This window comes from Trinickia sp. (assembly GCF_051961175.1).
Classification (GTDB): Bacteria; Pseudomonadota; Gammaproteobacteria; order Burkholderiales; family Burkholderiaceae; genus Trinickia.
The window spans coordinates 16,011-29,500 of record NZ_JBQCDN010000138.1; the positions used below are offsets into that span (position 1 = coordinate 16,011).

General features: G+C 64.8%; 9 protein-coding genes and 1 pseudogene. 7 read left to right on the forward strand and 3 right to left on the reverse strand.

Features of this window, described 5'->3' with window-relative positions; genetic code table 11:
- The first annotated feature begins 5 nt into the window (after positions 1–5).
- The 3 genes from ACTHL0_RS07630 to ACTHL0_RS07640 are packed head-to-tail and all read left to right on the forward strand — an operon-like array spanning position 6 to position 3,339.
- Positions 6–2,192: an FUSC family protein gene (locus ACTHL0_RS07630; RefSeq protein WP_440566109.1), complete on the forward strand. Its 2,187-nt coding sequence runs from the start codon at positions 6–8 to the stop codon at positions 2,190–2,192.
- 11 nt (positions 2,193–2,203) lie between these two features.
- Positions 2,204–2,404, forward strand: a complete 201-nt coding sequence (locus ACTHL0_RS07635; protein WP_440566110.1) for a DUF1656 domain-containing protein — start codon at positions 2,204–2,206, stop codon at positions 2,402–2,404.
- 38 nt (positions 2,405–2,442) lie between these two features.
- Entirely contained in the window at positions 2,443–3,339 is an 897-nt protein-coding gene (locus ACTHL0_RS07640) for an efflux RND transporter periplasmic adaptor subunit (RefSeq protein WP_440566111.1), read from the forward strand.
- 144 nt (positions 3,340–3,483) lie between these two features.
- Here ACTHL0_RS07640 and ACTHL0_RS07645 read toward each other — a convergent pair whose 3' ends face one another.
- Positions 3,484–5,160, reverse strand: a complete 1,677-nt coding sequence (locus ACTHL0_RS07645; protein WP_440566112.1) for a methyl-accepting chemotaxis protein — start codon at positions 5,158–5,160, stop codon at positions 3,484–3,486.
- A 459-nt stretch (positions 5,161–5,619) separates the two neighbouring features.
- On the opposite strand from ACTHL0_RS07645, the gene ACTHL0_RS07650 reads away from it, so the two are divergent.
- The 3 genes from ACTHL0_RS07650 to ACTHL0_RS07660 all read left to right on the forward strand — a co-directional run bounded on the left by ACTHL0_RS07650 (position 5,620) and on the right by ACTHL0_RS07660 (position 9,252).
- Entirely contained in the window at positions 5,620–6,870 is a 1,251-nt protein-coding gene (locus ACTHL0_RS07650) for an MFS transporter (RefSeq protein WP_440566113.1), read from the forward strand.
- A gap of 129 nt (positions 6,871–6,999) precedes the next feature.
- Positions 7,000–8,694: a S8 family serine peptidase gene (locus ACTHL0_RS07655; RefSeq protein WP_440566114.1), complete on the forward strand. Its 1,695-nt coding sequence runs from the start codon at positions 7,000–7,002 to the stop codon at positions 8,692–8,694.
- Positions 8,695–8,706: 12 nt separating this feature from the next.
- Complete coding sequence (locus ACTHL0_RS07660) at positions 8,707–9,252, forward strand: hypothetical protein (RefSeq protein WP_440566115.1); 546 nt, start codon at positions 8,707–8,709, stop codon at positions 9,250–9,252.
- On the opposite strand, the gene ACTHL0_RS07665 is transcribed toward ACTHL0_RS07660, so the two are convergent.
- The gene (locus ACTHL0_RS07665; protein WP_440566116.1) at positions 9,249–10,061 is read right to left on the reverse strand and encodes a 5'-methylthioadenosine/adenosylhomocysteine nucleosidase; all 813 of its coding nucleotides are present in this window, start codon (positions 10,059–10,061) and stop codon (positions 9,249–9,251) included. The genes ACTHL0_RS07660 and ACTHL0_RS07665 overlap by 4 nt on opposite strands.
- Positions 10,062–10,163: 102 nt before the next feature.
- Positions 10,164–12,518, reverse strand: coding sequence for a UvrD-helicase domain-containing protein (locus tag ACTHL0_RS07670; protein WP_440566117.1), 2,355 nt, complete (start codon positions 12,516–12,518; stop codon positions 10,164–10,166).
- Positions 12,519–12,732: 214 nt separating this feature from the next.
- On the opposite strand from ACTHL0_RS07670, the pseudogene ACTHL0_RS07675 reads away from it, so the two are divergent.
- Positions 12,733–13,490, forward strand: a pseudogene (locus ACTHL0_RS07675) (class I tRNA ligase family protein); the annotation flags it as partial.

The window sequence follows — 13,490 nt, forward strand, 5'->3', positions numbered from 1 at the left end:
ACGTCATGGCCGATCCCGCTTTCCGCGCCCCGCGCTCGCCGAAGTCCCTCCAAGCCGCCCTATCGGATTGGGCGCGCACGGACGGTCTCACCTGGATCTATCTGTTCAAGGCGCTCATCGCGGCGTTCCTCGCACTCGGCATCGCCATGCGGCTCGATCTGCCCCAGCCGCGCACCGCCATGACCACCGTATTCATCGTCATGCAGCCGCAGAGCGGTGCCATTCTCGCGAAGAGCTTCTACCGGATCGGCGGCACGCTGGTCGGCCTCGTCGCCACGCTCGTCCTGATTGCCGTGTTCGCGCCGCAACGTGAGCTCTTTCTCGGTGCGCTCGCGCTATGGACGGGGATCTGCACGGCCGGCGCCGCGCGTAATCGCAACTTCCGCTCGTACGGCTTCCTGCTCGCCGGCTACACGGCTGCGCTGATCGGTATCCCGGCCGCCCAGCATCCGGACGGGGCGTTTCTCTCCGCCTTGACACGCGCGGCCGAGGTCACGCTCGGCGTGCTTTGCGCGGGCTTCGTCGGCGCGTTGGTGTTGCCGCAGCACGCCAGCTCGCAGATGCGCACGACCGTGCGTGCGCGCTTTTCCGCCTTTGTCGAATACGTGGCGGCGGCCCTCTCGGGGCGCGTCGATCGCGAGCAAATCGAACGTCAGAACGCGCGCTTTCTGGCGGAAATCGTCGGCTTCGAAGCGATGCGCAGCATCGCCGTGTTCGAAGGCCCAGAGTCGCGCGGCCGCAGCGGGCGCCTCGCGCGCTTGAACAGCGAGTTCATGACCGCCTCGACGCGATTTCATGCCTTGCACCAATTGATGAACCGGCTGCGCGCCGCCGGCGCGCAAGAGACCGTGGACGCGCTGGAGCCCTACTTCAAGGAACTGGCGCCGCTGCTGCACAACCCTGGCGAACCCGTGCTGACCGCCCGAGACGCCGCCGGTTCGGCGCGCAAGCTCGAAGCCTTCAAGGCCGCGTTGCCGCGTCGCGTGCGCGAGGCGCGCGCAGTCCTGGCCGCACGGCCCGGCTTCGCCCTGCTCGATTTCGATACCGCCTCGGAACTGCTGTACCGATTCGTCGACGATATGCATGCGTACGCGCTGACCTATGCGTCGCTCGCGGCCTCGACGCACGAACGCGAACGCACGCCCGAACGCTATGAGCCGAAGACCAACGGCGTACTTACGCTCGTGGCCGGCGTGCGTGGGGCCCTCATCATGGCTGCGCTCAGCGCGTTCTGGATCATGTCGGCGTGGCCCAATGGGTCGATGCTGGTGCTCACCGCGGCGGCGGTCTGCGCGCTCGCCTCGTCCTCGCCGCGTCCCACACGCATGGCCTCTCAGATGGCGGCCGGAACGACGCTCGCGACGCTCGTCGGATTCATCGTCGTGTTCGGCGCCTACCCGCACATCGACGGATTCCCGCTGCTGTGCGCCGTGCTGGCGCCCGCCCTCGCCCTCGGCATCTTCATGACGACGCGGCCCCGCCTCGCCGGCTACGGCGCCGGCTACAGCATCTTCTTCTGCGTGCTGGCGGCCCCGGACAACCTTGTGAGCTACGATCCGGCCGCCTACGCGAACGACGCGATCGCGGTCGTGCTGTCGATGGTGGTCAGCGCCATTGCGTTCGCCGTGCTGCTGCCGCCGTCGACGCCTTGGCTGCGCCGCCATCTGCTGGCCGACTTGCGGCGCCAGGTGGTGCTGGCGTGCAAAGCCCCGCTGGCACGCGTGCGTTCGCGCTTCGAGAGCCGCGCGCGCGATCTCGCCTTTCAAGCTCATGCGTTGATGGAAAATGAGCCGAGCGAACAGCGCAACGCGCTGGCCTGGCTCATTGCCGTGCTCGAAGTCGGACATGCCGTCATCGATCTGCGCCGCGAATTGGGCGCCTTGCCGAGCGACGCGCGCTATGCGCCCACGATGCCGTGGCGGCGCAGCATCGCGCGCTCGGCGCGCGCGCTGACCGCCCTCTTCGCGCGCCCGAGCGATGCGCGTCTGGACGCCGCGCTGGCCGCGAACGTCGATGCGATCGCCGCGACCCAGCAAGCGCTGGCGACGTTCGCACCTCCGCGCGAGGAGCGGCACCGCCTGCAACGCACACTGAGCTACCTGCACTTCGTGCGCACGGCGCTCATCGACCCGCAATCGCCGCTCGCGCGCTACGCGAGCGCGGCACGTCGCGATCCCGCGGCATCCGCCTGAAGGAGTGATCCATGCACCGCGAGATCGCCATGCTCGGCGCCTACATTCCCGCACTCGTTCCGCTTTGCATCGCCGGGGCGGCCCTGACCTGGCTTGCGGATCGCCTGCTGGCACAGGCCGGGCTCTACCGCTGGGTATGGCACCCGGCGCTCTTTCGCGCGAGCCTGCTCGTCTGTATCTGCGGCGTGCTCGGCCTCGCCGTTTATCGCTGATCGCTTTTTCGCTGATCGTCCTTTTTCAGACTGCAATCATGACGCTTCGACAACTCATCGGATTCATCGCGACCGCGCTGCTGCTCGTGCTCGCGCTGGCCATCGGCCATCGGCTTTGGGTCCACTACATGGATGAGCCTTGGACGCGCGACGGCCGGGTACGCGCGCAAATCGTAGGGGTAGCGCCGGACGTCTCAGGCGCCGTCGTCGAGCTGCCCGTCGCCGACAACATGTTCGTCAGGAAAGGCCAGGTGCTGATGAAGATCGACCCGGCGCACTATCAAGTGGCTGTCGAACAAGCCGAGGCGGCCGTGGCGGCGCGCCGTGCCGAATGGCAGATGCGGCGTGCCGACGCGGCCCGTCGCGCCGATATGGACAGCCTCGTGGTGTCGAAGGAAAACCGGGAAAACGCCTCGAGCGCCGCCGCGAGTGCGCAAGCGCAATATCAGCAAGCACTGGCGGCGCTCGACGCGGCCAAGCTGAATCTTTCGCGCACGACGGTCGTCTCGCCCGTGGACGGCTATGTGACGAACCTGTCGGTGTTCCAGGGCGACTATGCGACCGCCGGCACGCCCAAACTCGCCATCGTCGACAGCCATTCGTTCTGGGTTTACGGCTACTTCGAGGAAACGAAGCTCCCGCGGGTGAAGATCGGCGACAAGGCGGAAATCCGGCTGATGAGCGGCGGTGTGTTGCAAGGTCACGTCGAAAGCGTTTCGCGCGGCATCTACGATCGGGACAATCCGCAAAGCCGCGAGCTCGTGGCCGACGTCAATCCGACGTTCAACTGGGTCCGGCTCGCGCAGCGCGTGCCGGTGCGGATTCATATCGACCGCATCCCCGACGGGCTCATTCTATCGGCCGGCACGACATGCACGGTGGTGGTGTCGCCGGGGACAATGCCAGCGGCGTCATCGCCGTCGCCAGCGCACTGAGCGGAACTCACGACCGACGACCAACGACCGGCGACCGAGACACGGCCGCTCCGAACAAAAACGGGCCGCTCCATCCGAGCGGCCCGTTTTGTCTCATCCCCCGTCGGCGCCGCCGACGTATCGGCCGGTCAACGGGGCCATCGATCACCGCCCCGCGTGCAGCTTGAACTGACCGACGAGGCGTTTGAGCGCCTTGGCCTGATCGTCGAGCGAGCGCGCGGCGGCGGTCGCTTCTTCGACGAGTGCGGCGTTCTGCTGCGTGCCGGCATCCATCTGCGTGACCGCGCGATTCACTTCCTCGATGCCCGCGCTTTGCTCCGACGAAGCCGCCGAGATCTCGCCCATGATATCGGTCACGCGCTTCACGGCCTTGACCACCTCGTCCATCGTCTGTCCGGCGTCGGTGGCAAGGTGCGATCCGTTCGCGACGCGCTCCAGCGACGTATTGATGAGCGTCTTGATCTCCTTGGCCGCCGCCGCGCTGCGCTGCGCGAGCGAGCGCACTTCACCGGCCACGACCGCGAAACCGCGGCCTTGCTCGCCCGCACGCGCCGCTTCCACGGCTGCATTCAGTGCCAGAATGTTCGTCTGGAACGCAATGCCGTCGATCACGCCGATGATGTCGCCGATACTCTTGGCACTGTCGTTGATCTCGCCCATCGTCGTGACGACGCGCGATACGACGTCGCCGCAAGTCGAGGCGATTTCCGACGCGTTGTTGGCCAGCGTGCTCGCCTGCTTCGCGTTGTCGGCGTTCTGCTTCACGGTCGAGGTCAGCTCTTCCATGCTCGTCGCGGTACGCTCGAGCGAGACGGCCTGCTGTTCCGTGCGCTGCGACAGATCGAGGTTGCCCATCGAGATCTCGCCGGCGGCCGACGAAATCGCCTCGGCGCTCGCGGCGATTTCACCGACCGTCGCGGCCAGCCCCGTTTGCATCTCCGTCAACGCGTACAGCATGCTCGAGGTGTCCTTCTTGCCGAGCCGGATAGGGTTCGACAGATCGCCGGCCGCGATATGGCTCGCGATCTCCTTGGCATAGGCGGGTTCGCCGCCGAGCTGGCGCGTGAGGCGCCGCACCACCCACTCGCTGACGAAGAACGCCACCACCATCAGCCCGATCGTCATGGCCGCGATCATCACGAACGACGATTTGAAAATGAAGGCCGAGGATTCGATCGTGGCTTTGGCGGCCGTGCCCCGGCGCTGCACGAGGTCGTCGACGAGTTTTTCGAGCTTGCCCGTTTCGACGAGGAGAGAAACGTCCTGCATGCCGACTTGCCAGTTCATTTGCGACAGATCGAGCGATTGCGCCTTCACGAGCGTCACGAACGTGCGCAGGTGGTCGGCCCAGGTATTCACGGCCGCCGCGAATTTCTTTTGCTCGGCAATGCCTTCGGCGTCGGAGGCGTCGGTATATTGCTGCAGCGTCTGCAGCTCGCCGTTGATGGTGGTCAGCCCTTTCTCGACGTCCTGGCCGAGTTCGTCGCGTTCCTTCGCCGTCGTCGCCGTCAGCAGCATTTTCTGCGCGCGGCTCGCACGCAGCACATTGGCGCGCACTTCCTCGGCGGCACGGCTTGCGACGTGGCCCTGTTCGTAGATGGATTTCGTCGATCCGTTCAAGCGGTCGATCTGCGTCAGCGAAAACACGCCGATCGCCAATGTGCCGACGAGCACAATCGCGAACGCCAGGCGCAACGACGCCTTCACCGACAAGGCGCTCAGCCTCGAACTTGCCGCGCGCTTGTGCGATTTACCGCCGGCCCCCGTGCCGTCCGGAACGAACCCTGCACCCGAACGCCTGCCCAGCGAAACTGCCTTCATATGGAACCCCTTTTTTTCGATTGCTCGCCGCCGCGGGTAGGGCAGCGCAATTTCTGGAACGACCTACTCGGGTCAACGGCACCTCACGTGCACTTCTTTAGTGCGCAGCGAGATAGGTAAACCCGGTACCGGCGGCTCATGGCACGCCGACTCCGGACGATGGCTTTATAACCGGACAAAAAGACATTGCGACGAAAACGCCGCTAACCGCGCGGCCACGGCCGTCGCCGGTTGTCCTGCGCCTTTCCCGGCTTCTGCCCTACTGCGTGATCGTTCCGCAAAGGCGACGCCCCGCACAGGTCTGTCTCACGGCGCCCTGTCTCATTCGCGACAAACTTTGTCCGCTTGATCTTTTCAAGACAAATTACACTAAAACCAGTTCCAAGCCCGACGAATCAAGCCACGCGCGCGGCTCATCGCTCAGCCCGCGTTGTTTTTTCTTTCCTCAAAGTGCCCACGATGCAAACGAGTATTCAGAAAAATACCCTTGCCGGGGATCCGGCAGCGGCGATACCGGCGGCGGCCGGCGCCGTGTCCCGCACCGCCTATACGGTGCTCGGCGCCATCAGCTTCTCGCATTTGCTCAACGACATGATTCAGTCGCTGATCCTCGCCATCTATCCGATGCTGAAGCAAAACTTCTCGCTGTCGTTCGCGCAGATCGGCCTGATTACGCTCACCTATCAAATCACGGCCTCGCTGCTGCAGCCGCTGGTCGGGCTTTACACCGACAAGCGGCCGCAGCCCTACTCGCTGCCCGTCGGAATGGGCTTTACGCTGACGGGCCTGGTGCTGATGTCGATGGCACCGAACTTCGGCATCCTGCTCGTCGCCGCCGCGCTGGTCGGCTGCGGCTCGTCGGTCTTCCACCCGGAATCGTCGCGCGTCGCGCGCATGGCCTCGGGCGGACGCTACGGGCTCGCGCAGTCGCTGTTCCAAGTGGGCGGCAATGCCGGCTCGTCGCTCGGGCCGCTGTTGGCCGCGCTGATCGTCATTCCGCACGGCCAACGCAGCATCGCCTGGTTCTCGGTGGCCGCGCTCGTCGCCATTGTCGTCCTGGTCAATATCGGCCGCTGGTACAGCCGGCACCCCTCGACGAAGAAAAGGACCGGTGCGCGCGCATCGCATCCGACGCTGTCAAGGTCGCGCGTGGCGCTGGCCATCGGCGTGCTCGTGCTGCTCATCTTCTCGAAATACTTCTACCTCGCGAGCCTGAACAGCTATTTCACGTTCTATCTGATCGACAAATTCCACCTGTCGGTGCAGGCCGCCCAGATCCACCTGTTCGTGTTCCTGGCCGCCGTGGCTGCGGGCACGATCATCGGCGGCCCGATCGGGGACCGCATCGGCCGCAAGTACGTGATCTGGGTGTCGATCCTCGGCGTCGCGCCGTTCACGCTGATGCTGCCCTACGCGAATCTGTTCTGGACCAGTGTGCTGATAGTCGTCATCGGCATGGTGCTGGCCTCCGCGTTCTCGGCCATCCTCGTCTACGCGCAGGAACTCATTCCCGGCAACGTCGGGATGGTCGCAGGCCTGTTCTTCGGCTTCGCGTTCGGGCTGGGCGGCGTCGGCGCGGCCGTCCTCGGCAATCTGGCCGACGCGACGAGCATCGGCTTCGTCTATAAAGTCTGTTCGTTCCTGCCGCTGATCGGCATCCTCACGATCCTGCTGCCGAACCTCGAGCACCACCGTCCGGCCCGCGCCTGACCGGTATCCGCGGCCCCGCGCTCGCGCGGGGTTCATTTCGTCCGAAAGAACAGCCCCGCTCAACGATCCAGGTTTCAGAACGACTACTTTGCGACATCGGGATCCCCCGCCATCGCACAGGAGTCGTCGATGACCATGTTCGAGCGCTGCCGCCACTTTCGCACCGCATCGAAACCTTTTGCCGCCACGCTGTCCGCCGCCTTAGCTGCCACCCTGGCCGCCACCTTGGCCGCCTGCGGGGGCGCAAGCGGCGGCGACAGCGGTGCTTCGCCGCCCGTCGCGGCCGACGAACGCACCGATCCCTTACTCGCCTTTCAGTGGCATCTGATCAATACGGGCCAAATAGGCGATCCCTCCCGTGGCCTACGCGGCTTGCGCGGCATGGATCTCAACGTCGCACCGGTCTGGCAGCGAGGCATTGACGGCAAGGGCGTGACCGTCGCCATACTCGACAATGGCGTGGAGATCGGCCACGAGGATCTGCGCGCGAACATCGCGCCCGGGCTCAGCATGAACTACCGAACCGGCGATCGCGATCCCACGCCGGCGGAGGCGCGCTTGTCGCACGGCACGTCCGTCGCCGGCATCATCGCGGCCGCGCGCAACGGCGTAGGTGGCGTAGGCGTCGCACCGGGCGCCAGCGTGGCCGGCTTCAACATCCTCAGCACACAGTACTTGTCCGATGTCGTCGATGCGCTCGGCCGCGGCATCCGCGACGGCACCATCGCGATATCGAACAACAGCTGGGGGCCGGAGAGCACGGGCATGCCCACCCCAATCGATACGATGATGGCGGAAGTGATCCGCAAAGGCGTCAACCAAGGCCGCTTCGGTAAAGGCGTCGTCTACGTATTCGCCGCCGGCAACAGCAACCGCGACGACGACGAGTACGCGATATCGGGCAAGCGCACACCTCACTACACGTCCAGCAATTACTATGGCTACCGGACGAAACAAACGTTGATCATCTGCGCCGTCAACGCAAACGGCGTGGCTTCGGCGTATTCGGCCCACGGTTCCAATCTGCTGGTTTGCGCGCCCAGCAACGACGGGCGAGAGACACCCGGCATCACCACAACCGACGCATTCGGCCGCTATCGTCATGACTTCGGGGGGACCTCGGCGGCGGCCCCCGAAGTCTCGGGCGTTGTCGCGCTCATGTTGCAGGCCAACCCGAAGCTGACATGGCGCGACATCCGTCTCATTCTGGCGCGCACGGCGCGCATCCTGCCTTCGATGGAACGCGATCCGGACGCCGAATGGATCGAGACGGCGGGGTTCAATCCGTACGCGGACCGCCCCTATCGCTACAGCACGCGCTACGGCTTCGGCCTGGTGGATGCGAACGCTGCCGTTTCGTATGCGCAGCGGTTCATGTCCGTCGGCGGCTCGTCGCCGACGTTCTGGGCGCACTCGTGCAGCGGCTCGTATCGCCCGAACGGCGTGGAGCGCGGCGTCTCCGCCTCCGAGGGCACCGTCGAGCAACCGCTGTATCTGAACTGCGGCAGCCGGACCGTCGAATTCCTCGAAGCCGATCTGACGTTCGAGCACCCGAACTTCCGAGCCTTGCGCGTAACGCTCGAATCACCGGCCGGCACGAAGATCGTGCTGAGCCGCGAATATGCGCCGTGTGCCAGCTCGTTTGAACTTCGCGGCGAAACAGCGGATGCATGCAGCACGGCGAGCATGAGTCACCGGTACCGCACGCATGCCGTCACCGCACTCGATGAACCCGCGAGCGGCATCTGGACCCTGCGCATCGAGGACGCGCTCGGCACCGGCGTGCCCGTGCGACTACGTCAAGCCCTCCTTCAACTCACCTAGTCATCGAACACTATGCGCCAATACGGTTGGCTCGCCGCCTGCGCCGCCGCGCTCGTCTGCTTAGACGTGCCCGCGGGCATGGCCGCGCAAGCCGAAACACAAGCACGATACTGGTACGACGGTACGACCAGGATGCCGCTCTATCGTCAGCCGCAACTTGACAGGGCCGCCAGCGGACGCGCGACGAAGCCCGGCACCGCGCGCCATTCGGAATCGTTCCAAGCAGAGGGCAATCGAAGCGGCGGCGCCGACGGTACGGCGCTGCCCGTATACTCGACCGATCAGGATCCAGGCCGCGCGAGGCTCATGACACAAGCCCCGGGCGTTCTCTTTACGCTCGCCGACAGCATGAGTCCCGACCCAGTTCGAACATGGCTGGCCGCACGCGGCCTGCGCGCGGAACCGGTCGCCGGCGGCACGGCCTTCAAGGTGGGCTCCGTCGCCGGTGTACAGGCGCTGGATCTCGCGAATGCACTGTATGAAAGCGGCCTCGTCGAATACGCGCAACCGAACTGGGTCCTGGAGGTGGATCCTCAGTTGCCGCCGTACCGCCGCTAGACGCGCCCGCCTTCAGCCGGGGCTGGGGCGTACTGCCGCAGGAAATGCCCCAGCACACCCGACGAATACGTGCCGGCGATATCGGTCAGGAAGGTGGTGAACGAGGCCGTCGCGTGATCGTCGGCGGTATCCGAAATCGTTCGTACGATCGCGCAAGGCACATCATGCTCGTAGCACACCTGCGCCATTGCCGCGCCTTCCATTTCCACCGCCATCGCATCGGGCAGCGCACTCGCCAGCGCGCGCACCTCGCTCGCACTCGACACGAACCGATCGCCGCTGATGATCAAGCCGCGGTGTACGCGCGGAGCGTCGAAACCGAAGCGCTGGACGAGCGCAGCGCCCGCATCGGAGACGAACCGCTCGCAAGCGGCGCTCAATCCATCGGCCAGCGGCGTATGCGTGGGAAAGCGCGCTTGATTCAGCAGCGGGATTTCATAACGCGGGAACAGCGGCGAGGCATCCATGTCATGTTGCAGCAGGGAATCGGCCACGACGATATCGCCCACGCGCACCCCGCTGCCCACTCCGCCGGCCACGCCCGTGAAGACCATTGCGTCGACGTTGAAGACGTGAATCAACGCGCTCGCCGTCGCAGCGGCCGCGACCTTGCCCACCCGCGCCAGAGTGACGACACAGGGCACCCCATAGGCCGTGCCGACGTGATAATCGCGCCGCCCCAGCGTGACGGTGCGCAGTTCGCCCTCGGCGCGCATCGCCTCAACCAGATCGCCGAGCTCTTGCGCCAGCGCCGCCAATACACCTAGCCGGCGCACCGCGCCGGGATCGTTCTCGTTATGCGTACTCATCGGAATATGCCCAGTGCTTGCTCAATCTCGTTATCGCTTCGAACCTTCGCTGGCCGGCCGCAGGCACGAACGATCGCGCCGCGATCCGGTTTGCATGGAAGGTCATTCCACGACTTGCAGCTTCGCCACGGACAACGCGAGCCACTTCTCGCCGTGCCGCTTGAATCGAACCTGCGCGCGCGCATCGGCGCCGCTGCCTTCGAGCGCCGTGATGGCGCCCTCGCCGAATTTCGTATGGAACACTTGCTGGCCGACACGAAAGCCCGTATCGGCCGCGCGCTGTTCATTCGCGAACGCCGGTAGCGGCGCAGCCTCGAAGTGTGCGGAAGGACCGCCGCGATCAGGCCGCGCAAACCAATCGCGCCCCCAACCGGCGTTATCGGAGCGACCGCCCCAGCGCGATCCCGCCTCCACCTTCGGCGTCAACCACTTGAGTGTCGTCTCGGGCAACTCGTCGAAGAACCGCGAACGCACGTTGTAGCGCGTCTGCCCATGCAGCATGCGGCTTTGCGCGAGCGACAAATAAAGCCGATCCTTCGCACGCGTGATCGCGACGTACATGAGCCGACGCTCTTCCTCGAGGCCATCGGCTTCCATCGCGCTGTTCTCGTGCGGGAACAACCCTTCTTCGAGCCCCGTGATGAACACGGCCGTGAACTCCAGCCCCTTCGCTGCGTGCACTGTCATCAACTGCACGGCATCCTGCCCCGCCTGCGCCTGGTTCTCGCCGGCCTCCAGCGACGCATGCGATAGGAAGCCGGCGAGCGGCGTCATCGTATCGGGGTTTTGCGCAGGGTCGCTCAAGCTGGCCGCATCGAGGACGACGGTTTCATCGTCGAGCAACCCGACAGCCAGCTCAGGCGCCGCCGTCGCACCCGGCGCGAGCCGGATCGAACGCGCGGGCGTATCGAGCCCGTAGCCTTCTTCGCTGACAAACGCCGTGGCAGCGTTGACGAGTTCCTGCAAGTTCTCGAGCCGGTCCTGGCCTTCGCGCTCGTTCTGATAGAACTCCGACAAGCCGCTGACACGAACCACGTATTCGACCGTCTCCGGCAAGCTCATCCGCTCCGTCTCCGCGCGCATCTTCGCGACGAGATTCGCGAACGAGCCGAGGCTCGTGCCCGCCTTCCCGGTGACGTACGGAATCGCCGCCGCCATCGAGCAGTTGTACAGGCGCGCGGCGTCGGCCAATTGCTCAATCGAACGCGCACCGATCCCGCGCGTCGGGAAATTGACGACGCGAGCGAAGGCGGTGTCGTCGTTCGGGTTATCAATCAGGCGCAGGTAGGCCAGCGCGTGCTTCACTTCCTGCCGCTCGAAGAAGCGCAGGCCGCCGTAGACGCGATAGGCGATGCCCGCATTCACCAGCGAATGTTCGATCGTGCGCGATTGCGCATTGCTGCGGTAGAGCACGGCGATTTCGCCGCGTGCCAGACCGTTGTTGATCAGCGCGCGGATTTCCTCGACGATCCAGCCCGCTTCCTGCGAATCGGTGGCCGCTTCATAGACACGCACGGGCTCGCCGTGCCCCGCGTCCGTGCGCAGATTCTTGCCGAGGCGGCGCGAATTGTGCGCGATCAGTGCGTTCGCCGTATCGAGAATGTACCCGTGCGAGCGGTAGTTCTGCTCGAGCTTGATCAGATTGCGGACGTTGAACTCATGTTCGAAGTCGCGCATGTTGCCGACGTTCGCCCCGCGGAACGCATAGATCGATTGATCGTCGTCGCCCACGGCGAAAATCGCATTGCTCTGCCCCGCCAGCAGCTTCAGCCAAGCGTATTGCAGCTTGTTCGTGTCCTGGAATTCGTCGACGAGAATCTGCTTGAAGCGCGCCTGATAATGGGCACGCAGCGGCGCATTATGCGCAAGCAGTTCATAGCAGCGCAGCAGCAGTTCCGGGAAATCGACGACACCCTCGCGCTGGCACTGCTGCTCGTAAGCGCGGTAGAGCTCGACGAATTTCAAGTTGAAGTTATCGGTCGCGTCGACTTGATCGGGGCGCAGCCCTTGTTCCTTCGCGTTGTTGATGAAGTACTGCAGGTTCTTCGGCGGATATTTTTCGTCGTCGACGTTCAGCCCCTTCATCAACCGCTTGATCGCCGAGAGTTGATCGGCGGTATCGAGGATCTGGAACGTCGCGGGCAGCCCTGCATCGCGATGGTGGGCGCGCAGCATCCGGTTGCACAAGCCGTGGAATGTGCCGATCCACATGCCGCGCGTATCGATCGGCAACAGGGCCGAAAGCCGGCTCATCATCTCGCGCGCCGCCTTGTTCGTAAAAGTCACGGCCAGCACGGTGGGCGGCGACGCGAAACCTTGCTGGATCAACCATGCGATGCGCGTGATCAGCACGCGCGTCTTGCCACTGCCCGCGCCCGCCAGGATCAGCGCCGGTTCGTTCGGCAGCGTGACGGCCGCATATTGTTCGGGGTTCAGGTTGGCGAGCAGTTCTGGCATGGAGGAAGCGTTCTTCAGCGTGCGGAAGGAGCGCGCAATGCCGCATGCGGCAACGCGTTGCGAGCCCATCATTATAAGGCCGCGCGTCGCGTGCATCGGCCGTCCCCTTATAATTGACGGTTTCGAACCTGCAAACCGAGCCGGATGCGGCTTTCCACAGGTTCCTGACCGGATACTCCATCTCATTACAAGCATTTTTCGGCGGATTCCAACCATGACCGACACCACGCTGGCCAAGAGTTTCGAGCCTCAGACGATCGAGGCCCAATGGGGCCCCGAATGGGAAAGACGCGGATACGCGCAACCGGTCTTCACGCCGGACGCGGCCGGCGCCCCCCGCGCCAACTTCTCGATCCAACTGCCACCGCCGAACGTCACGGGCACGCTGCACATGGGCCACGCGTTCAATCAGACGATCATGGACGGCCTCACGCGCTATCACCGGATGCTCGGCGACAACACGCTGTGGCTGCCCGGCACCGATCACGCGGGCATCGCCACGCAGATCGTCGTGGAACGCCAGCTCGATCAACAAGGCATCTCGCGCCATGACCTGGGCCGCGAAAAATTCGTCGAACGCGTCTGGGAATGGAAAGAAAAATCGGGCTCGACGATCACGAACCAGGTACGGCGCCGGGGCGCCTCGATCGAGTGGTCGCGCGAGTACTTCACGATGGATGAGTAGATGTCGCGGGTCGTCAGCGACGTCTTCGTGCGCCTTTACGTTCAGGGTCTCATATATCGCGGCAAGCGCCTCGTCAATTGGGACCCGGTGTTGATGACGGCCGTGTCCGACCTGGAAGTGGCCAGCGAGGAAGAAAGCGGCCATCTGTGGCACATCCGCTATCCGCTCGCCGACGGCAGCGGCCATTTGACGGTCGCCACGACGCGCCCCGAAACGATGCTCGGCGACGTCGCCGTCATGGTGCATCCCGAGGACGAGCGCTATGCGCACCTGATCGGCAAGATGGT